Annotated in this window: 21 protein-coding genes; 18 read left to right on the forward strand and 3 right to left on the reverse strand. The window is 71.1% G+C overall.

Annotated features, from left to right (window positions below; genetic code table 11):
* The first annotated feature begins 47 nt into the window (after positions 1 to 47).
* From ACIG5F_RS09160 to ACIG5F_RS09210, 11 genes are all read left to right on the forward strand, one after another.
* The gene (locus ACIG5F_RS09160) at positions 48 to 437 is read left to right on the forward strand and encodes a phage tail assembly protein (protein ID WP_396516944.1); all 390 of its coding nucleotides are present in this window, start codon (positions 48 to 50) and stop codon (positions 435 to 437) included.
* A gap of 17 nt (positions 438 to 454) precedes the next feature.
* Positions 455 to 598: a DUF6760 family protein gene (locus tag ACIG5F_RS09165; RefSeq protein ID WP_396517349.1), complete on the forward strand. Its 144-nt coding sequence runs from the start codon at positions 455 to 457 to the stop codon at positions 596 to 598.
* Positions 599 to 1,028: 430 nt separating this feature from the next.
* Positions 1,029 to 2,822, forward strand: a complete 1,794-nt coding sequence (locus tag ACIG5F_RS09170; protein WP_396516945.1) for a DUF4157 domain-containing protein — start codon at positions 1,029 to 1,031, stop codon at positions 2,820 to 2,822.
* A 10-nt stretch (positions 2,823 to 2,832) separates the two neighbouring features.
* Complete coding sequence (locus ACIG5F_RS09175) at positions 2,833 to 3,297, forward strand: phage tail protein (protein ID WP_396516946.1); 465 nt, start codon at positions 2,833 to 2,835, stop codon at positions 3,295 to 3,297.
* 5 nt (positions 3,298 to 3,302) lie between these two features.
* Positions 3,303 to 3,755: a phage tail protein gene (locus ACIG5F_RS09180; RefSeq protein ID WP_396516947.1), complete on the forward strand. Its 453-nt coding sequence runs from the start codon at positions 3,303 to 3,305 to the stop codon at positions 3,753 to 3,755.
* Positions 3,752 to 4,540, forward strand: coding sequence for a LysM peptidoglycan-binding domain-containing protein (locus tag ACIG5F_RS09185; RefSeq protein ID WP_396516948.1), 789 nt, complete (start codon positions 3,752 to 3,754; stop codon positions 4,538 to 4,540). Before ACIG5F_RS09180 ends, ACIG5F_RS09185 begins: the two co-directional genes overlap by 4 nt.
* Positions 4,537 to 6,471, forward strand: a complete 1,935-nt coding sequence (locus tag ACIG5F_RS09190; protein ID WP_396516949.1) for a phage baseplate assembly protein V — start codon at positions 4,537 to 4,539, stop codon at positions 6,469 to 6,471. Before ACIG5F_RS09185 ends, ACIG5F_RS09190 begins: the two co-directional genes overlap by 4 nt.
* A 12-nt stretch (positions 6,472 to 6,483) precedes the next feature.
* Positions 6,484 to 6,891, forward strand: coding sequence for a GPW/gp25 family protein (locus ACIG5F_RS09195; protein WP_396516950.1), 408 nt, complete (start codon positions 6,484 to 6,486; stop codon positions 6,889 to 6,891).
* Positions 6,891 to 8,834: a putative baseplate assembly protein gene (locus ACIG5F_RS09200; protein ID WP_396516951.1), complete on the forward strand. Its 1,944-nt coding sequence runs from the start codon at positions 6,891 to 6,893 to the stop codon at positions 8,832 to 8,834. Before ACIG5F_RS09195 ends, ACIG5F_RS09200 begins: the two co-directional genes overlap by 1 nt.
* Positions 8,834 to 9,373 (forward strand): phage tail protein I, encoded by a 540-nt coding sequence (locus ACIG5F_RS09205; protein WP_396516952.1) that lies wholly within the window; start codon positions 8,834 to 8,836, stop codon positions 9,371 to 9,373. Before ACIG5F_RS09200 ends, ACIG5F_RS09205 begins: the two co-directional genes overlap by 1 nt.
* 731 nt (positions 9,374 to 10,104) lie before the next feature.
* Positions 10,105 to 11,037 carry an NADase-type glycan-binding domain-containing protein gene (locus ACIG5F_RS09210; protein ID WP_396516953.1) on the forward strand — a complete coding sequence of 311 codons (933 nt, stop codon included), beginning with the start codon at positions 10,105 to 10,107 and terminating at the stop codon, positions 11,035 to 11,037.
* 317 nt (positions 11,038 to 11,354) lie between these two features.
* Here the strand turns inward: ACIG5F_RS09210 and ACIG5F_RS09215 are convergent, their stop codons facing one another.
* Positions 11,355 to 13,823: a choice-of-anchor D domain-containing protein gene (locus ACIG5F_RS09215; RefSeq protein ID WP_396516954.1), complete on the reverse strand. Its 2,469-nt coding sequence runs from the start codon at positions 13,821 to 13,823 to the stop codon at positions 11,355 to 11,357.
* A gap of 155 nt (positions 13,824 to 13,978) precedes the next feature.
* Here ACIG5F_RS09215 and ACIG5F_RS09220 point away from each other — a divergent pair, with 155 nt between their 5' ends.
* From ACIG5F_RS09220 to ACIG5F_RS09235, 4 genes are all read left to right on the forward strand, one after another.
* Positions 13,979 to 15,241, forward strand: a complete 1,263-nt coding sequence (locus ACIG5F_RS09220) for a hypothetical protein (RefSeq protein WP_396516955.1) — start codon at positions 13,979 to 13,981, stop codon at positions 15,239 to 15,241.
* Positions 15,242 to 15,251: 10 nt separating this feature from the next.
* Complete coding sequence (locus ACIG5F_RS09225) at positions 15,252 to 15,725, forward strand: DUF1992 domain-containing protein (protein WP_396516956.1); 474 nt, start codon at positions 15,252 to 15,254, stop codon at positions 15,723 to 15,725.
* Positions 15,726 to 15,923: 198 nt separating this feature from the next.
* Positions 15,924 to 16,550, forward strand: coding sequence for an HD domain-containing protein (locus ACIG5F_RS09230; protein ID WP_396516957.1), 627 nt, complete (start codon positions 15,924 to 15,926; stop codon positions 16,548 to 16,550).
* On the forward strand, positions 16,547 to 17,509 hold the full coding sequence (locus tag ACIG5F_RS09235; RefSeq protein WP_396516958.1) for a GlxA family transcriptional regulator: 963 nt from the start codon (positions 16,547 to 16,549) through the stop codon (positions 17,507 to 17,509). Before ACIG5F_RS09230 ends, ACIG5F_RS09235 begins: the two co-directional genes overlap by 4 nt.
* A 189-nt stretch (positions 17,510 to 17,698) precedes the next feature.
* Here the strand turns inward: ACIG5F_RS09235 and ACIG5F_RS09240 are convergent, their stop codons facing one another.
* A complete protein-coding gene (locus ACIG5F_RS09240) occupies positions 17,699 to 18,361 on the reverse strand; it encodes a hypothetical protein (RefSeq protein WP_396516959.1) in 663 nt (220 codons plus the stop codon).
* 75 nt (positions 18,362 to 18,436) lie between these two features.
* Between ACIG5F_RS09240 and ACIG5F_RS09245 the strand changes: the two genes are divergently transcribed.
* Both ACIG5F_RS09245 and ACIG5F_RS09250 read left to right on the forward strand, forming a co-directional pair.
* The gene (locus ACIG5F_RS09245; RefSeq protein WP_396516960.1) at positions 18,437 to 18,880 is read left to right on the forward strand and encodes an NUDIX domain-containing protein; all 444 of its coding nucleotides are present in this window, start codon (positions 18,437 to 18,439) and stop codon (positions 18,878 to 18,880) included.
* A gap of 91 nt (positions 18,881 to 18,971) precedes the next feature.
* Positions 18,972 to 19,691, forward strand: a complete 720-nt coding sequence (locus ACIG5F_RS09250; RefSeq protein WP_396516961.1) for a glycoside hydrolase family 75 protein — start codon at positions 18,972 to 18,974, stop codon at positions 19,689 to 19,691.
* Between the two features lie 66 nt (positions 19,692 to 19,757).
* On the opposite strand, the gene ACIG5F_RS09255 is transcribed toward ACIG5F_RS09250, so the two are convergent.
* Positions 19,758 to 20,285, reverse strand: a complete 528-nt coding sequence (locus ACIG5F_RS09255) for a hypothetical protein (RefSeq protein WP_396516962.1) — start codon at positions 20,283 to 20,285, stop codon at positions 19,758 to 19,760.
* 149 nt (positions 20,286 to 20,434) lie between these two features.
* On the opposite strand from ACIG5F_RS09255, the gene ACIG5F_RS09260 reads away from it, so the two are divergent.
* Positions 20,435 to 23,137 carry an ATP-binding protein gene (locus tag ACIG5F_RS09260; RefSeq protein ID WP_396516963.1) on the forward strand — a complete coding sequence of 901 codons (2,703 nt, stop codon included), beginning with the start codon at positions 20,435 to 20,437 and terminating at the stop codon, positions 23,135 to 23,137.
* Positions 23,138 to 23,141 lie beyond the last annotated feature (4 nt).

The raw sequence follows: 23,141 nt of genomic DNA on the forward strand, positions 1-23,141 counted from the left end.
ACAGTGGCCTGGGTCGCAGACCCGCCGAGCGCCAGCGAGGTGGGACTGTGACCGCCGTGCAGGAGACCTTGCGCACCGAGTACCCGTTCACCCTGCCCCGCGGCTACGTCGACGAGAACGGCCGGGTGCACCGCAGCGGGATCATGCGCCTGGCCACCGCCCGCGACGAGATCACCACCCAGGCCGACCAGCGCTCCAAGCAGAACCCGGCCTATCTCACGGTTCTGCTGCTGGAGCGCACGGTCACCGAGCTCGGCGATCTGTCCGCTGTGGACACCTTTGTCATCGAGAACCTGTTCGCCTCGGACCTGGCGTTCCTCCAGGACCTGTACCGCCGGATCAACCAGGACGGCCACACCGAGGTCGCCGTGAGCTGCCCGCACTGCGGCAAGGACTTCGGGGTCGACATCGCCGGTGATGCGCCGGGGGGATCCTGACGTGCGCGGCTGACCGGATCTGGGAGGAAGTCGCGTACGTGGCCTACTACCTGCACTGGACCTTCGGCTCGATCCTCGACCTGGAGCACCCGGTGCGGCAGCGAATGATCGCCGAGATCGGCAAGATCCACACCCACCAAGCCGACAGTAACCCCCAGTAGTCCCCTACTGGCTAGTAAGGCTTGGAAGGGGGCCTTCCTCCACTCGGAGTGGAGGAAGGCCCCCTTCCAAGCGAAGCAGCGGTCACGGAGAGTTGAGGGAGGGCGGATGCGCTGGCCGTTTCGGAGACGGGGCGGGGAGGCGGCGGTGAACGCCGAGTCTGGCGCCGCCGGGACTGGTGGGGCCGGCGCCGCGATCGGCCCGGCCGGAGTCGACCGGCCTGGAGAGCCGGGAGTTGGCCTGCCTGGTGGGCCGGGGGTTGGCCAGGCTGGTGGGCCGGGGGTTGGCCAGGCTGGTGGGCCGGGGGTTGGCCAGGCTGGTGGACCGGGGGGTGGCCAGGCTGGTGAGACGGGTGCCGTCGAGCGGCCGCAGCATCGGGAGTGGTCGGGCCTTCCGCCGCTGCCGGGCACCTTCGGTGCGAAGGCGCCGCTGGTGATCGGCCCGGCTCCGGTGTTGCCGCCGCTGCCGGGGCGGCGGGAGCCGATGGCGGCGAGTGAGCCGGTGTTGCGCGGTTCGGTGCAGGGCATCGCCTCGGTGATCAAGCCGGTGCGTTTCGACCGTGAGGCGGCGGAGGTCGTGCACCGGCCGGTGCGCAGGCGAGCCGTGACGGTGACGCCGATCGAGCCGATGCCACTGACCTATGTGGACGATCAGCACGTCGAGGAGCCCCGCGAGCCCAAGGTTCCGCATCGCGCCCCGGCCTGGCTGCGCTACACCCCGCCGGCCTGGATGACGCAGCAGAACGACGAGCCGGCCGGCCTGCCGGATCTGGGACTCCCGCTGCCCATCATGGAAACGCCGGCGCCGCCACCTCCGCCACCAGTCCCGGTCGTGCGGCCGAGGCCGGAGCGTCGGGCCAACCTCGGCCAGAGCCGCCGGCTCGGCCTGGGCGCGCCGATCTCCGCGCCGACGCCGCAGGCGGCCGAGGAGTCGGCTCCTGAGGAGCCTGCCCCAGCGGCCGCGCCGCTGATCCACCAACTGGCGCCGGTTATCGACGAGCCGGCTCCGTCCACTGTGGTCGACCAGCCGGCCCCGGTTATCCACGAGTCGGTGCCGGCCGAGCTCGCGACGGCGATGCGCCAGACCCACGGTGTCGAGGTCGCGGATGTGCCGGTGGTGCGCGGCAAAGCCGTCTCGGCCGAGGCGCGATCCCATGGTGCGCGGGCGTTCACCCGCGCGGGCAAGGTGCATCTGCCGGACGAGGCCGGTCCCGTGACCTCGCCGAAGGCGCGGGGCTTGATCGCGCACGAACTCGTGCACGCGGTCCAGCAACGCACCCTCGGCCTGTCGTTGCCGTCCCCGTCTTCCGAGCACGGCCAGGCCCTTGAGGCCGAAGCCGTTGCCGCCGAACGCTTCTACGCCGGCGAAGCGCCGGAGCCGCCGCCTCTGATCCACGCCCCACGGCTCACCCCGAGCTTCGTTGCCGACACCCACACCCAGCTCGCTCCCACGGCCACGACCGCAACCACCCCGTCCGCCCCGCAGCAGGTGATCGACACCCGGGTTCGCGAGGAGGTCGACCGCGTCGCCACCGACACGGCCCGCCGCGTCGTCCAGCAGGAGTGGCAGAACCCTTCGCTCACCCCGCAACAACGCCAGGCCCTCGGCCTGCCGCCCCAAGGCCAGCAGCAGCAATCCCAGTCACCGCAGCAACAACAGCAAGCCGATCAACCCGATCCGACCGCCGGCTACCTCGAAGCGGCGGTGTTGTCGCGGCTACGGCCATCGGCCGCCCGGCACGCGCCGCCGAGCACAACACCGGCGCAGACAACCCAATCGTCCCACGGACCGTTGCCGCAGAGCACCGCGGCAACGGTTCAGCCGCAGTCCCAGCAGGGTGCCCAATCGCAACAGCAGCAACAGGACCAGGACCAGCCGGCCGACTCCACCGCCGGCTACCTGGAGGCCGCGGTGCTCGGCCGGCTCAGCCGCAACGGCCACCACCTGCACCGGGAAACCGGGCAACAGCAACAACAACCGCAGCAGCCGGCCACCCAGCAGCACGGTCAGACGTCCCAATCCCAGGCCACCACACCGACCACCGCCCACACGGCCGCGACCACCACGACCGCCAGCACCGCCGCCACCGCCCACCACCACGTCGACATCAACGACCTGGACCTGGAGGAGCTGTCGGCCCGCCTCTACACCCGCCTGCGCAGCCGGCTGCGGCTGGAGCTGCTGGTCGACCGGGAACGCGCCGGCCAGTTGTCCGACTACCGATAGGGGAGAAGTCATGCCACTCAACGACCAGTCGGTGATCGGCCTGGCCAACCGGTTCACCGTCAAGGTGACGCCGGGCGAACACGACCTGGGCAGCTGGACCAAGGCCGAGGGCCTGGACGTGACCTGGGACGTGGCCGACTACCGGGCCGGCGACGCCGGCAACCAGCGCTGGTACTTCCCGGCCGCCACCAAGTACAGCCACGTCCGGCTGTCCCGGGCCGCGGCCAAGGACGACTCGCAGAAGGTCAAGGACTGGCTCAGCCAGACCTCCTTCCACCACAAGGGCGGCATGGAGGTGCAGATCGTGCTGCACGACTCGTCCACGCAGAAGGTGCTGGACTGGCACCTGAAGAACGCGATGCCGGCCAAGTGGTCCATCGCCAACTTCGAGGCCGGCGGCAGCAACGTGGCCATCGAGACGCTGGAGATCGTGCACGAGGGCTTCCTCGACGACGACGTCAGCTACGGAGGCTGAGGACGATGCCGCTGACCCCGATGTCCATGCTGGGCCTGGTCACCCGCTTCCACGTCTCGGTCGACGGCGTCGACCTCGGCGGCTGGGCGCGCTGTTCGGGCCTGAGCGTGGACTTCAAGCCCGAACCCTGGTACGAGGGCGGCAACTACCAGCACCCGACCTACCTACCAGGGCAGCTGGAGTACCCGCCGATCACCTTGCAGCGAGCCATGAGCGCGCAGGACACGCCCCGCGTGCAGGCCTGGCTGAGCCAGAAGGCGCAGAGCTGGGTGAACGCCGACAACAGCGGCGGCGGTGGCACCGCCACGATCACCTTGTTCGACGCCAAGGCGGCCCGGGTGGCCAGCTGGACGCTGCGCAACGTGTACCCGAGCAAGTGGGACGGGCCCGAGCTGGATGCCAGAACTTTGGGCGTGGCAATAGAAAGCCTGCAACTCGTGCATGAGGGGTTCCTATGACCGGGGCACTGGGGGCGGTCGCCGCCGCCGCGGATATCGCTGCTGGCGCGGCGATCGGCGCGGCCATGCTGGCCGGGGCGCGCGTGCCGGCGCAGCTGCGCTGCACGGACCCGGCCAACTTCGGCCTGGTGCCGTTCGACTTCAACCCGTCGACGATCCAGATGTCGCGGCAGGGCCAGTACGGCAACCGGTCCACGCCGACCTCCTCCAACGGCAGCAGCAACGCCATGGTCACGCAGAACGTGCGCAACTCCAAGATCGTCATCAACAAGGTGAAGTTCGAGGGCGTGACCACCAAGATGCGCTGCGACACCCTGCTGGGATGGATGGCCCCGGGCAGCGCGCTCAACCTGGTCGGCATGGTGGCCGCGCTGGCCGGCGCCAACCTCACCACCGAGCCGCCGGTGCTGACCTTCCAGTGGGGTCCGCCAATGATCGGCTTCATGTACAGCGTGCGGATGACCGGCTGCGACATCACCTACGAGCGGTTCAGCCACGCCGGCATCCCGATCCGCGCCGTGCTCAACCTGACCCTGCAAGAGGTTCCGAGCCTGCTGGGCAGCCTGCCGATGAACCCGACCTCCGGCGGCCAGCCGGGCCGGCGCACGCACACCGTGGGGGAGGGCGAGAACCTCCAGTCGATCGCCACCGCCAACTACGGGACTCCCGCGCTGTGGCGGCGGATCGCCGAGGTCAACGGCATCGACGACCCGACCCGCGTGCGCCCCGGCACCACCGTGTACCTGCCCAACGCCGACGAGCTGACGTCCGGGAGCCCGCGATGATGCCCGGCGGCCTGATCGGCCAGTCCACCGCCATCGTCTGGCCGACGATCAAGATCGGCTCGATCGTGGGCCTGCCGCTTTCCCCGCTGGTGCAGGGCAATCTCGTGCGCGCGGTGGTGGACACCCACCTGCACCTGCCCGACATGTTCGAGCTGACCTTCCTGGACGAGGCCGGCACCGTCACCGACGACGCCGGCCTGGCGATCGGGGCCGGGGTGGAGATCCTGGCCGGCGACGCCACCAGCACCGGCACCACCTCGCTGATCAAGGGCGAGGTCACCGCCATCGAGGCGATCTGCGCGGATTCCTTGATATACACCGTGATCCGCGGCTACGAGAAGGCCCACCGGTTGCAGCGGGCCCGCCGCACCCGGACCTTTCTCAACATGAAGGACTCCGACATCGCCCGGCAGATCGCCAACCACGCCGGGCTGGACGTGGGCTCGATCGACGAGTCCGACACCACCCACACCCATCTCGCCCAGGTGGCCCAGACCGACTGGGACTTCCTGGTCGCCAGGGCCAGGGAGATCGGCTTCGAGACCGGCGTGGTCGGCGGGGAGTTCTTCTTCCGCAGGGCTTCCGGCCAGCCCAGCGGCGGCGGCCTGCTCGACACCCTGTCCAGCCTCACCGGCATCGGGGCCGGCCCGACGCTGACGTTCAAGGACAACCTGGTCACCTTCCTGCCCCGGATCTCCGCCGCGAACCTCACGCCGGACGTCGAGGTCCGGGTCTGGGACGCCAAATCGGCCCGGGTGGCCGTGGGTTCCGCGTCGGCGGCCACCGGCACCGCGCAGATCGACGGCGAGGAGCCGGGCCAGCTGGCCAACTCCTTCACCGACGGGCTGCTGCCGCCGTTGCCGCACCTGCCGGCGCTGCCGCCGATTCCCGGCCTGCCGCACATCGACTTCGGCTCCTCGCCCAGCAACACCGCTTTTGTGGTCGTCGACCGTCCACTCGCGACTGGATCGGCCGCCGACTCCGCCGCCGAGGAGGCGGCCAAGGGGCTGGCCGACCACATCTCCAGCACCTTCGCCGAGGCCGAGGGCACCGCCGTCGGCGACCCGCGCATCCAGGCCGGCGTCAAGGTGACCGTGGCCCACGTGCCCAAGCAGTTCGCCGGCAGCTGGACCGTGACCAACGCCAAGCACGTCTTCGATCCGGCGGAAAACGGCTACCACACGAGGTTCTACGTCAGCGGGCGGCAGGACCGGTCGCTGCTCAAGCTCGCTTCCGGTGGCGCGCAACAGCACCCCGGGTTGTCGGGCCTGGTCTGCGGCGTGGTCACCAACTCCAACGACCCGGACAGCAAGGGCAAGGTCAAGGTCGCGCTGCCGTGGCTGTCGCCGGACTACGAGTCGGACTGGGCCCGGGTCGTGCAGCTCGGCGCGGGTCGGCGCAGCGGCTTGGTGTTCCTGCCCGAGGTCGGCGACGAAGTGTTGCTGGGCTTCGAGTTCGGCGACCCGCGCCGGCCGTACGTGATCGGCGGGCTGGTCAACGACAACTCGTCCTACGAGCCGCTGAGCTCCGCGGTCAACGGCTCGGGCTCGGTGGTCAAGCGCGGCATCACTTCCCCGGCCGGCAACGGTTTGCTGCTGGAGGACGACCTGCCGCCCGGGCCGCCCGGGGCCGCGCCGCCGACCACGTCGTCGATCACGCTCGGCACCGGCGACGGCAACATGGGCCTGGCCATCGATCAGGTCGGCGGCACGATGGTGGTGAGCTGCAAGCCGGCCCCGCCGGCCAGCCGCACCCCGGCCGGCACCCTGACCATCGACTGCTCGGGCGCGGGAAAGATCGAGATCAAGGCCGGCGCCGGCGGGCTCAAGCTCACCAGCGACGGGCAGTTGGAGCTGTCCGGCCAGGCCGGCGTGAAGATCTCCAGCCCGGCCCTGGTCGAGGTGTCCGGCCAGATGATCAAGCTGAACTGAGAAGAGGCAGTGGTGTCACAGGACTTCGTCGGCGCCGGGTGGGCGTTCCCGCTGGGCGTGTCGCCGCGGGGCGGCATCGAGCTGGTCCGCCGCGAGGTGGAGCTGGAGCAGGCCATGCGGCTGATCCTGGCCACCTATCCGGGGGAGCGGCCCATGCGGCCGGCCTTCGGCAGCCGACTGCGGGACTTCGTGTTCCGGCCGGCCGACGCCGCCACCGCGGCCGAGCTGGCCGAGGAGGTCCGCAACGCGCTGCTGCGCTGGGAGGCCCGGGTCGACGTGGAACTGGTCGACGTGCGGCCCGATCCCGAGGACCGCAGCGTGCTCTACATCGACATCAGCTACCGGATCAAGCACACCAACGACCGCCGCAACCTGGTGTTCCCGTTCTACACCATCCCCGAGGACGGGAGTGACTACTGATGGCCCTGCCCGTGCCCAACCTCGACGACCGCCGGTTCCAGGACCTGGTGGACGACGCCAAGCGGATGGTGATGCGCCGCTGTCCGGAGTGGACGGACCACAACGTGTCCGATCCGGGCGTGACGCTCATCGAGACCTTCGCCTACATGACCGACCAACTGCTGTTCCGGCTCAACCAGGTCCCGGACCGCATGTACGTGAAGTTCCTCGACATGATCGGCTTACGGCTGATCCCCGCCACCCCGGCCGAGGCGCCGGTCACCTTCTGGCTGTCCGCGCCGGCGATCACCTCCGTCGGTGTCGCCGCCGGCACCAGCGTCGCCACGCCGCGCACCGACCTGGAGGAGTCGATCCTGTTCAGCACCAGGCGTGATCTCCAGATCGTGCCGTGCGCGCTGAGCCGGGTCGCGACCGTGGTGGACGACTTCGCCGTCGAGCGGACGGAGGAACTCAAGCTGGGACGCTCCTTCCCGGCTTTCAGCCCGGTCCCGCAGGTCGGGGATCTGCTCCTGGTCGGCCTGACCGACCCGGTGCCGAGTTGTGTCGTGCGCCTGGATTTCGACTGCCACGTCGAGGGTGTCGGCGTTCATCCCGAGCAGCCGCCGCTGGTGTGGGAGGCGTTTACCGGCTCGGGGTGGACCGAGTGCCTGGTCAGCCGGGACGACACCGGGGCCCTGAACAAGGCCGGCGGCGTCCTGGTGCACGTTCCCGACAACCATGAGGCGTCTGTCCTGGTTGGACAGCGGGCCGGCTGGTTACGCGCCCGTGTGGTCGAGGTTCCCGACGGCTTCCCGACCTACAGTGACTCCCCGGTCGTCATGGGCCTGTCGGCCTCGACGGTCGGCGGCACCGCACCCGCCATCCACGCCGAGATCGTCGACGTCGAGCTGCTGGGCATGTCCGAAGGTGTTGCCGGGCAACAGTTCCGCCTGGGTCGCGCGCCATTGCTCGGCGGCATCGCCTCGCCTGTCGTCGAGGTCAGCTCCGCCGATGGCTGGCAGGAATGGAGTCAGGTCAGCGGTTTCGCCTGGAGCGGGCCCGCCGATCGGCACTACCTGCTCGACGAGGTCGCCGGCACCATCACCTTCGGCCCGGTCGTCCGTGACGCCGATGGCGGCATTCGTCAGCACGGGGCCGTGCCCGAGGCCGGCGAGTCGATTCGGATTCGCCGCTACGCCACCGGTGGCGGCCGGCACGGCAACGTTGGCAAGGGCGCCATCCGCACCCTCAAGTCGTCCATTCCGTTTGTGGACCGGGTGGAGAACCTGGAGTTCGCCAAGGGTGGCGTCGACGCCGAGACCATCGAGGAGGCCAAGGCGCGCGGGCCCATCCTGCTGCGCACCCGTAGCCGGGCCGTCACCGCCGAGGACTACGAGGCGATCGTCTCGGAGATCGCCCCTGAGCTCGCCCGCGTCCGCTGCGTCACCGCCGGCGAGGACGACGTCCAGGCCGGTTCCGTTCGGGTGCTGGTCGTTCCCGCCGCCTCGGAGGCGTCCGGGATCAAGCTCGGCGAGCTCGTGCCCGACGAGGACATGTTGCGCCGCATCGCTTCTCACCTCGACCAGGTCCGCCTCATCGGCACGCGGGTGCTGGTCGAGCCGCCTCGCTACCGTGGCGTCACCGTGGTCGCCCGCTTGGTCGCTCGCCCGCGCGTCGACACCGCCCGCGTCCGGACCGACGCCCTCGCCGCCTTGTACGCGTACCTGAATCCCATCAGCGGCGGTCCCGACGGCACCGGCTGGCCCTTCGGCCGGCCCGTTCCCGCCGGCGAGATCTTCGGCCTCCTGCAACGTATTCGCGGCGTGGACATGGTTGAGGACGTCCGCCTGTTCGGAGCCAATCCCGTCACCGGCGTTCGCGAGTCCGAGAGCCCTCGCATCGAGCTCGATCCGTGCAGCCTCGTCTTCTCGTTCGAGCACCAGGTCAGAGTGGAGCAGCACTGATGCGCGGCGCCGTCACCGGGCTTCCCACCGCGGTCCCCCTGTCCGGGATGCTGCCCGGCATCTACCAGGAGGACCCGTTCACCGTCCGCTTCGTCTCCGGCTTCGACGACGTCCTCGCACCGATTCTGTCCACTTTGGACTGCCTGCCGTCCTATTTCGACCCGGCCCTGGCGCCGGAGGACTTCCTCGGCTGGCTGGCGGGGTGGGTCGGTCTGGAGCTGGACGAGTCGTGGCCCGTCTCCCGGCAGCGGGCGGCGATCGCCCATGCCGCGCAGATGTATCGCATGCGGGGCACCGTTTCCGGTCTCCGCGACAATCTCGAGGTCCTCACCGGGGGCAGGGTGCAGGTCGCCGACAGCGGCGGCGTCGCCTGGTCCGTCACCCCCGGCGCCGAGCTCCCCGGCCAGGATCACCCGCGCCTGGCCGTCCGTGTTTCCGTGGCCGACCCCTCGGCCGTGTCCGTCAGTGCCGTCGACGCCGTCGTGTCCGCCGCCAAGCCGGCCCACGTCGTGCACCGGGTGGAGGTGGTTGCCCCGTGATCGTCTGCCGCAGTTGCGGTTTCCACAACCGTGACGCGGATTCCTTCTGTGGCTCGTGCGGCGAGTTCCTGGAGTGGACCGGCGAGAAGATCGCCCCCAAGCCGCCGCCCGTCGCCGAGCCCGAGCCCGAGGAACCCGCCCCCGCCAAGCGCACCCTGCTGGAGCGCATCCAGTCCCTGGTCTACCTCGACGTCGGCGAGCGGGATCCGCTGCCGGCCCAGAGCGGCCCTCCCGGCTTCGGCCGCCCACCGGGCCCGCCGGGGGTCGGCGGCCCGCCTCGCCCACCCGGTCCTCCCGGCCCGCCCGGAGTCGGCGGCCCGCCCCGCCCACCGGGCCCTCCCGGCCCGCCCGGAGCCGGTGCTCCTCCGGGTCCGCCTGGAGCTGGTGCTCCTCCCGGTCCGCCTCGTCCCCCGGGGCCGCCCGGTCCTCCCAACGCCGGTGCCGCGCCGGGTCCCGCCGGGGTTTCCGGTCCTCCCGGTCCTCCTGGTGTCGGTGGCCCTCCTCGTCCTCCAGGCCCGCCCAGCACTGGCAGTCCTGTCGGCCCGGCCGCAGCCGGTGGTCCTCCTGGTCCGCCCGGAGTCGGTGGTCCTCCTCGGCCACCGGGTCCTCCCGGCCCACCCGGCGCTGCTGCCCCGCCCCGCCCGCCCGCCCCTCCCGTCACCGCGGCTCCCCCACGTCATGAAGGGCCCCTTCCTGACGTTCAACGTGAGGATCGGTCCCTTGATCTTCCGGTGGCTGCTCCGCAGCCGCCGGTGGAGGCCGCGCTTGTCGTGCCCCTCGGCGAATCCACCCCGACTCCACCCAAGCCCGACCCGCTTTCCGTGCTGCCCGAACGTGAGCAGAAGCGGCCCACCGCCGTCGTCAAGAAGCCGCCGACGCGCCGGTTGCGGCCGGGGGACCTGATCTGCGGCGACTGCGGCGAGGGTAACGCCGACACGCGGAAGTTCTGTAGTCGGTGCGGGGCCACGCTGCTCACCGCCGAGGTCGTGAAGACGCCGTGGTGGCGGAAGATCCTGCCCAAGCGGCGGGTGAAGGTGCGCAAGGCCCTGGAGCGCACGGCCAAGGACCGCAAGGCGAAGAGCTCGGCCACCGGCGCGGCCTTCCGGGCGGCGTTCAAGACCATCAGGGCGCTGGTGGCGATCGTGCTGGTGCTGGGCGGCATCGCCTACGGCTCGCTGCCGGCCGTCCGGACCTGGGTGAACGACAAGGTCGCGTCGTGGCAGCAGGACGCGCAGTCGGCGCTGGACCTGACGTACGCCCCGGTCCATCCGACCAAGGTCACCGCCACCTTCGAGGAGCCCACCCACCCCGCCGACCTGGTGGCCGACAGCGTCAGCAACACCTTCTGGGCCGCCCCCACCACCAAGGGCGAGGCCACCCTGGTCTTCACCTTCGACCGCGCCGTCAACATCGACAAGGCCATCATCCAGAACGGCGACAACGACAAGTTCGACCAGACCTTCCGGGTGGAGCGCCTGCACCTGGTCTACTCCACCGGCAAGACCGAGGACCTTCAGCTGAAGGACCAGCCCGACCCCCAGGAGCTCACCCTCCAGAACGGCCACAACGTGACCAGCATCGAGTTGCACGTGACCGCGACCTACCAGTCCCTGCACGGCACCGACCTGGCCATCAGCGAGATCGAGCTGTTCCAGCGCAGCTGATCCTCGCCTGTCAGCGGCTGACCCACCCGGTGCGGTGGATCAGCCGCTGACGCATGTCGCGGATCGGGCGCGTCCCCCCGCGACGCCACCCCACCGGCACCCCCGCGAGTCGTTGGTCGTGTGCGACACCCTCCCGCCCGGTCGTGCCCCGCCCGGCGCGGCTCCCTCCCCCACCAAGATCAAGGGACCTCTCCTCACGTTCAACGTCAGGAAGGGCCCCTTCATGACGTTCAACGTCAGTATGGGGCCCTTCATGACGTTCAAATGCAGAGAACCGCCGCGGTGACGCGGCGGTTCTCTGGGGAAAGCGGCAGTGCTCAGTGGCGGGTTTCGTAGCCGGGGGCGACGAGGCTGCCGGGGGAGACCAGCAGGTCGACGGTGGCGGCGACGGCGGGGGTGGCCCCGTTGACGGAGGCCTGGATGGTGCGGGGTCCGAGTTCGCTCAGGGGGAAGACGAGCAGCGGCGCGGAGAAGTTGCCGTTGGCGTCGGAGGTGGCGGTGGTGGACTCGGGGAAGCCGTTGCGGTAGGTGACGGAGATGGGGCTGGCGGCGGCGAAGCCGGTGCCGGTCACGGTGATCACGGAGCCGGGCGGGCCGACATCGGGGCTGATCTTGAGGGTGGGAATGGTGACGGCGCCGCTGAGGGCGACCAGGTGGGGCGAGCCGGCGGCGTTGTCGTCGAACTTGAGGACGGCGGTGCGCTGGTCAGGGGTGGTGGCGGCAGCGGCGCGGCCGGTAGGGCTGTATTTGACGGTGACCTGGCACGACTGTCCGGGTTGGACGGTGGTGCAGCCGTTGGCGCCGACGGAGAAGTCGCCGGCCTGCTGCCCGGCGGTGATGGAGACTCCGCTGACGACAAGCGGGGAGGCGCCGCCGTTGACCACCGTCACGGTCTTCTGGACGTTCTTGGCCAACGGGAGCTGCTGGCCGAAGTCGAGCGGATCGGGCGAGCCGGCGAACTGCGGCGGCTTCTGCACGGCCTGGGCCCCGATGCCGCGCAGCTCCACCGGGAAGGTCTTGCCGCTGACCTTGGCCCGCAGCGTGAGGACGCCGGTCTTCGCGACGGTGTCGGCAGGAGTGAACTTGACGGTCACGAGGCAGGTGTCGGTGCCGTTGATGGGAGCGTTGGTGCAGGTCTGGCCGCCGACCGTGAAACCAGTGCCGGCAACGGAAACCTGGTCGAAGCCGAGGGGGCCGAAGCCGGTGTGGTGGATGGTGGCGGTCCGCTCGGCGGTCTGCCCGACGGTCACGGCGCCGAAGTCGACCGGGTCGGCCAGCAGGCCAGGCTGGAAGGTCCGCACGAACGAGTCGGTGCTCTTGTTGGTGTCAGCGGCAATCAGGTCGTCGGCGGCGGAGTCGAAGGCCACGGAGCCGCCGTCGCCGGACAGCACGGGGAACAGGCTGTCATCGTCGCCGGGGGCGGACTTCGTGTTGCCGGAAGCGAGTTCGGGGTGCTGCGAGGTCAGCAGGTTGACGACGACGACCTGGCACGGCTGGTAGGTCGGGCCCGGCGCGGCCGACGAGGACTGGGCGGCGAAGGCGGACTTGGCGCGCAGTTCCAGCGGCTGCGGGTGGAAGCAGTTGTAAGGACCCTGAATCCCGTTGCCCTCGGTGATGTCCGGGCTGTCGGTGACAAACGCCAGGTAGTGCCCGTCGGCGGACAGCGCCGGGTACTTGCCGGTGTGCTCCTTGCCGGCGAAGTCCTTGGACACCACGGAAGTCTTCGCGACCGCGCCCGGACCGGAGGCCCGGTCGACGAGCCGGACCCTGGCGGTGTCGTCGGCGTCGGTGAGGCTGGTGAACGCGACGTGCTGGCCGTTGGCGCTGACGGTGGGCTCGAAGTACTGGGCCCGGGAGTCCAGCGGATCGCCGTCGGTGTCGACGTCCAGGCGCGTGACCTTGTTGCCGCGCAAGTCAACGCTGACGATGGCGTAGTAGTCGCCGTCGGTCTCGGTGGACATGTACCGGACGGAGGCGACGAGCTGGTTGCCGTCGGCCGACAGGGCCGGGTCGCAGAAGTCCTCGGTGCGGGAGTCCGGCAACGGCATGGTCTGGTTCACCGAGTCGGCGGCCGAAGGGGCGACCAGCGCGCCGGTCGGCGTCTTGTGCAGGGTGGTGGAGACCAGGGTTTCCTGTTGCACGGCCTGGCTGTAGCAGCCGAAGCCGTCGATCCAGGCCACCCGGCCGGCGTCGCCGGACAGTCGGGGGGCGTGCGCGGCGATGCCGCCGTCGCCGTGGGAAGCGGTCTCGGGCGGCAGCACGCTGACCGTGGTGAACGAGCACGGGCTCCGGAACTTGCCGGTGTTGTTGGCATCCCGGTCGCACACGACGATGGCGCTGCGGCCGCCGCCGACGCCGGCGGCGATGTTGTCGGCCTCGGTGCTGAAGGCGATGTAGCGGCCGTCGGCGGAGATGGACGGCTCATCACTGTCCCCTGTGGACGGTCGGATCGCGCCTTCCAGGTCGGTGCCGGTGCTGATCAGCGTGGTGGTGCCGGCGACGAGGTCCCGGACATACACGTCGCGGTGACGGTCGTTGGCGTCCAACGGATCCAGCTCGCGGCCGACGAACGCCACGTAGCGCCCGTCCGCCGAGATCGCCGACCGGGCCCCGCCGCCGGGGGCCTGGGATCCGTTGTTCAGCACCGAGGCGCGCACGGTCGTGCCCGCCGAGACGGCCGCGACGGCGGCCGGCCCCTGGCCGACCACCAGCAGCACGGTCGTGGCCACCAGGAGACCGACCGCCGCCAACAGGGCGAGCAGGGGCCCGCGCACATGCAAGCTCATGGGCCAGAAGCTAGGGCAGGGCCCGCACGGAGCACCGCCGGCCAACAGGCGGCCTTCGGGCCGCCCCGAATCGCCCCTAGGTGCGAACCGGGTCGCCCCCCGGCGCTCCCGAACGTCGCTGCCCCCGATGGTGCCAGCGCCCGACACTTTTCGCCATGGGTGCCATCACGTCGCTCGAACAGCCGAGCCTGGCCGTCACTCCCGGCGAGCAGGCCCACTGTGTCGTGCAGATCCGCAACACCGGCAGCATCGTGGACCAGTTCGCCGTGGACGTCATCGGCGACGCGCAGCAGTGGGCGACCGCCGAGCCTCGCGTCGTGAACCTGATGCCCGGCGATGTGGGCAGCGTGGCGCTGACCTTCGCCCCGCCGCGCGGCCCCGAGGCCCGCGCCGGACTGACGCCGTTCGGCGTGCGCGTCAAGTCCCGGGAGGACCCGGAGGGCTCGGTGGTGGAGGAGGGAGCCATCACCGTCGCCCCGTTCGTCGAGCTGCGGGGCGAGGTCACGCCGAAGACCTCGCACGGCCGGCTGCACGGCCGGCACGAACTGGTGATCGACAACCTGGGCAACTGCCCGGCCGAGGTCGAGCTGATCGCCACCGACACCGAGGAGCGGCTGTCGTTCCGGTTCCGGCAGCCGACCCTGACGGTCGAGCCGGGCACGGCGGCGTTCGTGCCGTTCACGGCCCGGCCGCACAAGCGGTACCTGCGCGGGGCCGAGCGCAAGCACCAGTTCCAGGCCACGGTCCTGACCACCGGCGGGGAGCCGGTGTCGGCCGACGGCGCGTTCATCCAGAACCAGCTGCTGCCCAAGTGGCTGCTGCCGGCGCTGGCCGCGCTGCTGGCGTTGATCATCCTGGCCATCGCGCTGTGGTTCACCGTCGTCAAGCCGGAGGTGCAGTCGACGGCCAAGCAGGCGGCGCAGGAACAGGTCACGCCGGTCATCTCCATCGCCGACCGGGCCCAGCAGGAGGCCTCCTCGGCGCAGCAGCAGGCCGCGCAGGCCCAGCAGGCGGCCAACGGCGGCGCGGGCGCGAAGCCGGGCACGGGGGCCGCCGGGGTCGGCGACATTCCCGGCACGGACACCGACTTCCGCATCGCGGCCAACGCCCCGGTGACCTCCAATGCCAACGACTTCAAGAAGTTCGGCATGGAGACGCTGCCGCCGGCCGACAAGACCCTTGTGGTGACCGACTTCCTGTTGCAGAACCCGTACGGCGACACTGGCATCATCCGCATCCAGCGGGACAATCAGGTGCTGGCCGAGTTCGGGCTGGGCAACTTCCGGGCCTTCGACTACCACGTCGGCCAGACCTGGCGGATCCTGCCCGGGCAGCACCTGGTGATCACTGTCAACTGCGCGTCGGCCACCACCGGGACCTGCCGCAGTTCCGCCTCGTTCTCCGGGAAGATCCAGTAGAATCGGGCCCATGACGGAGCGCCGACCGGCCGGCATGGGCTACGAGTCGTGGCTGGACAAGCAGATCCGCGAGGGCGAGCAGCGGGGGGAGTTCGACGACCTGCCGGGCAGGGGGAAACCGTTGCCCGACCGCGGTGAGCTGCGCGACGCCGACTGGTGGGCGCGCAGCTACCTGGCGCGTGAGGGTGGCGCGATGGACGCCCTGCTGCCGGAATCCCTCCAGCTGCGCAAGGAAGTCGAGCGGTTGTCGGACACCGTGCGGGACCTGCCGTCCGAGCGGCTGGTGCGGGAGCACGTCTCCGCGCTGAACCAGCGGATCGCCGCCTGGCTGCGGTCGCCGAGCGGTCCGCATGTCCGGGTCGGGCCGGTCGACGCCGATGAGGTCGTCGAGCAGTGGCGGGCCGCCCGGCACAAGCCTGTTCCGGTCCAGGAACCGGCGGCGAAGGCGGAGAAGCGCCGCTGGTGGCGCCGCCGCCCGGCCTGACCCCGGCATCGCGTCATGAAGGGCCCCATACTGACGTCTGACGTGCGGAAGAGTCCCTTCATCACGTCTATACGCCAGGACTAGGCCCGTTCACTGCACTCAGCGCCGGTATCGGGCCTGAGCCGATGTCCTGATCCGTGGGTATCGTGGCCTGATGGACACGGGTGCGGCCGGGGTGGACGGATCAGGATCGGTGGCATGACGACGATCCGGATTCCCGACACCAAGCTGGCCCGGGCGGCCACCGAGTTCGTCCGGGAGCAGACCAGCGACCTGGTGTACGACCACTCCCGCCGGGTCTACCACTGGGGCAGCCTCCAGGGCCGCAACCGGGACCTGAGCTTCGACCCGGAGCTGCTCTACATCGGCGCGATGTTCCACGACATCGGCCTGGGCGAAGGACATCGCGGCAGCGGCCGGCGGTTCGAGGTGGACGGGGCGGAGGCGGCGCGGGACTTCCTGCGCGGCCACGGGGTCCCGGAGGACAGCATCCGGCGCGTGTGGACGGCCATCGCCCTGCACACCACCCCGGGCATCCCGGAGTTCATGGAGCCGGAGGTGGCCCTGCTGACCGCGGGCGTCGAGTACGACGTGCTGGGCATCGGCTACCACGACATCGCCCCCGAGGTCCGGGCCGAGGTGGTCGAGCTGCACCCGCGGCCGGACTTCAAGCGCCGCATCCTGGCCGCGTTCACCGAAGGCATCGCGCCGAAGCCGGAGACGACCTTCGGCAACGTCAAGGCCGACGTCCTGGCCCACTACGTGCCGGGCTTCGAACGGGGCGACTTCGTGACCACGATCCTGAACTCGGACTGGCCGGAGTGAGCCCGCACCTGGTGGTCGTGCTGGCCTTCGACGGCGTGCAGCTGCTGGACGTCGCCGGGCCGGTCGACGTGCTGACGGCCGCCAACGAGCACGGCGCCGACTACCAGGTCCTGATCGCCTCGGTCACCGGCGCGCCGGTGCGCACCTCGGCGGGGGTGCGGATCGCGGCCGACGCCGCCTTCGCCGAGGTCCCCAAGAAGGTCGGCACGATGGTCGTGCCCGGCCGCCCCGACTGGCAGCGGGCGGTCGCCGACCGCCCGCTGATCGACGCCGTGCGGCAGCTGGCCAAGCGGTCCCAGCGGGTCGCCGGCGTGTGCGCGGGCGCGTTCCCGCTGGCCGAGGCCGGCCTGCTGAGCGGCCGTCGCGCGGCCACGCACTGGAAGCTCGCCGACGACCTGGCCCGCCGCTACCCCGACGTCACGGTGGAGCCGGACCCGCTGTTCGTGCGGGACGGCAAGATCGTCACCTCCGCCGGCATCACCGCCGGCATCGACCTGACGGTGTCGCTGGTCGAGCACGACCACGGCGCGGACGTGGCCCGGGCGGTGGCCCGCCAGCTGGTGGTGTTCATGGCCCGCCCCGGCGGCCAGTCCCAGTTCAGCGCCCGCCTCGGTCCGCGTAACCCGCGCAGCGACGCCGTCCGCCAGGTGATGGACGCGATCGTCGCCGACCCGGGCGGCGCGCACCAGCTCAAGGACCTGGCCGCCCGCGTCGGCCTGAGCGGCCGGCACCTGGCCCGCCTGTTCACCGCGGAGATCGGCCGCACGCCGGCCGAGTTCGTCGACACGGTCCGGGTGGAGGCGGCCCGCGCGCTGCTGGAGGGCGGCGCCGACTCGGTGGAGCTCATCGCCGGCCGGGTCGGCCTGGGCTCGGCGGAGACCCTGCGGCGGCTGTTCCTGCGCACGCTTTCGGTGACGCCGACCGCCTATCGGGCGCGTTTCCGCACGTCACAGCGGTGACGTTGTTCGCGGATCGTTTGTCCAGGGCCGATCGGCGACACCGAACATCGTCATCGGCCTCAACCTGACAGCGCGGCGCCGGAGGCCCGATCGGGGTGGCCTCCGGACGCCGCGCCAGGGGGTGCGACGATGGTGCAACTGGTGGCCGTGGCCGTGATCTTGCTGCTGGCCTACGGCATCACGCGGCTGTCAGTCCGCGACGAACTCCAGGTGCCCGTAGTTGACCGTGGCCTTCGACCACGAGGCGCCGAGCACGCCGATGAACTTCTGGATCGAGCCCAGCTCGGACTTGTCGGCGATCAGGGCCAGCCGGTCGCCGTCGGCCGTGACCGAGCCGCCGCCGAGCTCCTCGCGCAGCACCGGGTCTGCGGCCAGGCCGTCGAACAGCTGCTGCACGGTCACGCCGGGCACCTCGACCTCGATCGAGTCGGCGCCGGCCTGCGGCAGGTACTGGAACGTGAGCACCGATTCCTGGTTGTACTGCTTGCGAATCACGGACGCGATGTGGTGCAGCCCGTCGGCGCTGACGTGGTCCACATCGAACTCGCGGGACCGCTCGTAGGTGGCGGTCTTGAGGTCGTCGGACCAGAACACGCCGTTGAGCAGCGTGCTGCAGCCCGGGAACGCCCCGTTGGCGGCGATGGTGGCCTCGACCTGGGCGCCGAACCTGACCAGACGGTCCTTCAGGCGCGGGTCGTTCGGGTCGGTGATGGTGGCGGTGTTGTTGGTGGCGAAGATCTCCGCGGTCGGCTGGTGGTGGCCGGCGAAACTGGGGCTCGCGGCGGCTTCCGGCGCGAGGCCGGCGGCGAGCGCGAGTGCCGCCAGCGCGACGAGAACGGGCCGTCGTGACATGGTGCTTCCCTCCCGGTTGATGATCGGGATCGTAGCGAGCGGGCCGTCACCGCCGCATCACGAGATACTGCCGGCATGCACAGCGCGGGAATTCTGGTGTACCGGCGGGTCGATGGCCGGACGGAGGTGTTGATCGCGCACATGGGCGGCCCGTTCTGGGCCCGCAAGGACGACGGCGCGTGGTCGGTGCCCAAGGGCCAGATCGAGCCGGGGGAGCAGCCGCTGGACGCGGCCCGCCGCGAGTTCCGCGAGGAGTTGGGGCTGCCCGCGCCCGAGGGCGAGCCGCTGCCGCTGGGCGACGTGAAGCAGTCGGGCAAGACCGTGACCCTGTGGGCGGTCGAAGGCGATCTTGATCCGGCCGATGTCGTGCCGGGCGTCTTCGAGATGGAGTGGCCGCCCCGCTCCGGGCAGACCAGGCAGTTTCCCGAAGTGGACCGGGTGGCCTGGTTCTGCGTGGACGACGCCCGCGTCAAGTTGGTGAAGGGGCAGCGCCCGTTCCTGGACCGGCTGCCTATCTGAACAAGCGTTGACGGCTCAGCTTTGGATGCCGTACAACGATGTCCATCCGCCGCCGCAACATGGTCGAAGAGCCATCTTGCGGAGGAATCGCATGGCGAAGTTGAAGTTCGCGCTGGCCGCCCTGCTCGCGGCCGCCGCGGTGCTGGTCCCTGTTCAACTGACCGCCCAGGCCGCGCCGCACGCGCCGGCCGCCGCCAGCCAGGCGGCGGCGTCCCCGAACGCGGACGGCGGCAGCCCCACGGCCGCCCAGCTGTTGGCCAAGACCGCCAACTGCAAGGTCGTCAGCAAGGGCACGTACACCAACACCCAGGCCAACAAGAAGGTCAACATCTGCGGCGCCACCGGCGCCTTCTTCTGGACGTCCGGCATGAACATCGACTGCGACGGCCAGCGCACCACCCAGTGCAACGAGAACACCGACTGCTGCTACCAGGGCGACACCTCGTTCCACCTGGCCAACGGCAAGCCGCTCAGCGCCGCCGTGACGCCGTACGTGGTGATCCCCCTGCCCAGCAGCCGCTTCAACTACGGCAGCAACGGCATCAAGGGCGGCGACATCCTGGCCGTGATCTACAAGAACCAGGTGGAATACGCGGTCTTCGGCGACGAGGGCCCGAACAACATCATCGGCGAGGCCTCCTACGCGACCGCCAAGGCGCTGGGGATCAACCCCGATCCCAGCAACGGCGGCACCGCCGACCCGGTGACCTACATCGTGTTCCCCGGCTCGAAGTCCGGCGCCATCGACGACCACAACGCGACCGTGACCAAGGGCCGCCAGGTGGCGTCGACGTTCATCAGCAAAAACTGAGTATTTCCAATAATTGAGCAATCCCAGCGGCGGGGCCTTCGCGAAGGCCCCGCCGCTGCCCGGATATCAGGCCTGCGCCTTGCGGGCCTTGGCGTAGCGGCCGTTGGCCGGCAGCCACCACAGCACGATCGCGACCAGCGTGCTGGCGATGATCAGCAGCCCGAACAGCTTCATCGAGCTGGTGGCCACGTCGGTCACCACGCGCAGCTGCAGGCCGATGGCCACCACGCCGACCACCGTGACCAGGATGCGGGCCCAGCGGGCGGCGTTGAGCGCGAACACCCCGCCGACCAGCAGCAGCACGGCCACCACCAGCGCGAAGGTCGCCCGGATGGACAGCGTGCCGTACACCTCGTCCAGGGCCTGCTGGAGCAGGTCCCCGCCCAGTTCCTTGGCCGCGTTCAGCAGGTCGTCGGACAGGCCCAGCCGGGACTGCACGTCCGGGTCGGACAGCAGCGACTTCACCATGTCGGTGCCGCCGGCGTACACGGACAGCGCGGTGGCGACGCCCGCCACCACCGAGACGAGGGTGGCGATCAGCGCGGCCAGCACGGTGGCCGGGCGCCGGACGGCCGGCAGCATAGGCGTACTCAAGGTTCTTTCTCCTCTATGAATTCGAGACAATTCCGTGACGCGGTCACTGGGCGCGCATGACCGCGACAGCGACACGACAACCCTGTCGATCCGGCGTTTCCGCTAACATCCGGCATTTCCCTACACATGTCGGACTGGGGAGCGGTGCCGTGGCGATCAGGGGCAGTGGCGTCGTGGGACGGGAGGCGCAGCTCGGCGAGCTGACGGCGGCCCTGGACGCCGGCGTCTTCCAGGTCGTGGAGCTGCTGGGCGAGCCCGGCATGGGCAAGACCGCCCTGCTCACGGAGCTGCGCATCGCCGCGTCGGCTCGGCGTTCGCGGGTGGCCGCCGGCAAGGCGACCGAGTTCGAGCGGCTGCCGTTCGCGATGTTCTCCGACGCCTTCGGCGACGCCTGGACCGACCTGTTGACCAGTGTCGACACGCCCGACGGCCGCGCCGCGCTGTATCGCTCGGCGAGATCCCTGTTACCCGGCGCGGTGCTCGTTCTGGACGACGTGCACTGGGCCGATGAGGCGAGCATCGAGCTGATCGCCCACGTGCTGCGGCACCCGCCCGACGGGCCGGCGGTGCTGGCCATGGCCTACCGGCCACGGCAGTTGCCGGACCGGCTGGCCACCGCGTTCTCGGCGCTGGCCGGGGAGGACTGGTGGCGGCGCATCGAGGTCGGCCCGCTGACGCCGGTGGAGGCGGCGGCGTTCTGCGGCGACACCGTGCCGGCGGCCCGCCGCGACGACCTGTACGTGGCCAGCGGCGGCAACCCGTTCTACCTGGATGCCTTGCTACGCCTGGATCCCGGCGAGCGCGAGGAGCTGCCGGACTCGGTCCGCGCGGTGCTGATCGGCGAGCTCGCCGGCCTGGCCCAGCCGGTGCGGCTGGTGGCGCAGGCGGCGGCGGTGCTGGGCGAGGAGTTCGAGGCCGGGCTGATCGGGGCGGTCGCGCAGACCGGCGACACCGAGACCCTGGCCGCGCTGGACGAGCTGATCGCCCGCGACCTGATCCGGCAATCCCTTGTCGGGCAACGGTTCCGGTTCCGCCACCCGCTGCTGCGCTCGGTCGTCTACGGCAGCGCCGGCGCCGGCTGGCGCATCGGCGCCCACGGCCGGGCCGCCCGGCTGCTGGCCGACCGGGGCGCTTCCCTTGCCGTGCAAGCGGTTCACCTCGAACGGTCGGCCACCATCGGCGACGCCGACGCGGTGCGGGTGCTGGTGCGGGCGGCCGACCAGGCCTCGTCGCTGGCCCCGGCCCGTGCCGCGCACTGGCTGCGGGAAGCGTTGCGGCTGCTGGGAGATCGGGCCGCCGACCAGCCGGAGCTGTCCATGCGGCTGGCCCACACGCTGGCCGTGGCCGGGCAGCTGGGGGAGAGCCGGGAGATCCTGCACGAGGTGCTCGGCCGGCTGCCGGCCGGGCCCAGCGACCAGCGGCTGGAGGCCGTCACCACGCTGGCCATGGTGGAGCGGCTACTGGGCAGCCCGACCGGCGTGAAACGCTTGCTGCTCAGCGAACTCGGCACCGGCAAGGGCAAGGCCGCGCTGGAGCTGGAGGTCGCCGCCGGGGCGATGCGGGGCAGCCAGTTCGCCACCGCGGTGAGCTGGGGCGAGCGGGCCCTGGAGTCGGCCATCGCCGAGGGCGAGCAGGAGCTGATCTCCACCATCACCGCGCTGCTGGCGCTGGCGCACACCTTCTACGGCTCCACGGCCGAGGCGGTGGCCCATCTGGACGAGGCCGTGCGCATGATCGACCGGGCCCAGGACAAGATGCTGACCGGTCAGCTGGAGTCGATCCTGCGGGCCGGCTGGACCGAAGTTTTCCTTGAGCGGCATGACGATGCCGTGCAGCACCTGACCCGCGGCCTTGAGCTGGCCCGGGCCGGCGGCCGCAGCTACCTGCTGGCCGACATCCTGGTCGGGCTGGCCTACGCCTGCCTGTGGACCGGGCGGCTGGACGAGGCCGCCCGGCACGCCGACGAGGCGTTCGAGGCGGCGGTGCTGGTCGGCAGCGACGAGCTGCGCACCATGGCCGCCGGGGTCGGCGTTGCCGTGCAGATGTGGACCGGCGAGCCGGCGAACGCCTTGCGGGCGGCGGAAAAGGCAGTGTCCGAAATGGGCAGTGCCGCCGGCCGGGGGCCGACCATCGCCGCCGGCATGCTGGCCCAGGCCAAGCTGCTGACCGGCGACCCGGCCGGGGCCCGCAGCACGCTGCTGGACGTCGGCGGCGGGGAAACCCTGCCCCAGCTGGAATTCCCGACCCGGGCGGCCTGGCTGCGCACGCTGGCCCACGCCGAGCTGGCGATGGGCGACGCCGCCGCGGCCGAGCTTTCCGTGCAGCGGGCGGAAATGACCGCCTCGGTCAGCGGCCTGCACGGCCACCGCGGCCACGCTTCGCTGGCCCGAGCCATGATCCAGCTCGCCACCGGCGACCCGGCCGGGGCCGTGACGGCGGCCGGCGAGTCCGCCGCCGCGTTCGAGGCCGTCGGCATGCGGCTGTACCAGGCCCAGGCGCACATGTTCGCCGGCTCGGTGCTGGAGGACCGCACCACGGCCATGGCGGAGTTCGGCCGGGCCAAGGCGTTGTTCGGGGCCTGCGGGGCGGAACCGCTGTTCCGGCAGGCCGAGATCCACCAGCGCCGGGTCGGCGGCCGCACCCGCAAGCCCGCCCAGGACGGCCCGCCGCCGCTGAGCGACCGGGAGCGCCAGATCGCCGAGCTGGTCGCCGCCGGCCACACCAACCGGCAGATCGCCGAGCAGCTGTTCATGAGCCCCAAGACCGTCGAGGCGCACCTGTCCCGCATCTTCCAGAAGCTGGGCGTCAAAACCCGGGCCGCCGTAGCCGCCGCCTGGACCCAGGGCTTCTGAGAGT

This window comes from Kutzneria sp. NPDC052558 (genome assembly GCF_044547355.1).
Classification (GTDB): Bacteria; Actinomycetota; Actinomycetes; order Mycobacteriales; family Pseudonocardiaceae; genus Kutzneria.

Bases quoted from the DNA above. Each gene is read 5' to 3' on its own strand.
- ACIG5F_RS09175 (WP_396516946.1), top strand. From the start codon at position 2,833: ATGCCACTCAACGACCAGTCGGTGATCGGCCTGGCCAACCGGTTCACC.
- ACIG5F_RS09180 (WP_396516947.1), top strand. From the start codon at position 3,303: ATGCCGCTGACCCCGATGTCCATGCTGGGCCTGGTCACCCGCTTCCAC.
- ACIG5F_RS09185 (WP_396516948.1), top strand. From the start codon at position 3,752: ATGACCGGGGCACTGGGGGCGGTCGCCGCCGCCGCGGATATCGCTGCT.
- ACIG5F_RS09190 (WP_396516949.1), top strand. From the start codon at position 4,537: ATGATGCCCGGCGGCCTGATCGGCCAGTCCACCGCCATCGTCTGGCCG.
- ACIG5F_RS09200 (WP_396516951.1), top strand. From the start codon at position 6,891: ATGGCCCTGCCCGTGCCCAACCTCGACGACCGCCGGTTCCAGGACCTG.
- ACIG5F_RS09205 (WP_396516952.1), top strand. From the start codon at position 8,834: ATGCGCGGCGCCGTCACCGGGCTTCCCACCGCGGTCCCCCTGTCCGGG.
- ACIG5F_RS09215 (WP_396516954.1), bottom strand. From the start codon at position 13,823: ATGAGCTTGCATGTGCGCGGGCCCCTGCTCGCCCTGTTGGCGGCGGTC.
- ACIG5F_RS09220 (WP_396516955.1), top strand. From the start codon at position 13,979: ATGGGTGCCATCACGTCGCTCGAACAGCCGAGCCTGGCCGTCACTCCC.
- ACIG5F_RS09225 (WP_396516956.1), top strand. From the start codon at position 15,252: ATGACGGAGCGCCGACCGGCCGGCATGGGCTACGAGTCGTGGCTGGAC.
- ACIG5F_RS09230 (WP_396516957.1), top strand. From the start codon at position 15,924: ATGACGACGATCCGGATTCCCGACACCAAGCTGGCCCGGGCGGCCACC.
- ACIG5F_RS09240 (WP_396516959.1), bottom strand. From the start codon at position 18,361: ATGTCACGACGGCCCGTTCTCGTCGCGCTGGCGGCACTCGCGCTCGCC.
- ACIG5F_RS09245 (WP_396516960.1), top strand. From the start codon at position 18,437: ATGCACAGCGCGGGAATTCTGGTGTACCGGCGGGTCGATGGCCGGACG.
- ACIG5F_RS09250 (WP_396516961.1), top strand. From the start codon at position 18,972: ATGGCGAAGTTGAAGTTCGCGCTGGCCGCCCTGCTCGCGGCCGCCGCG.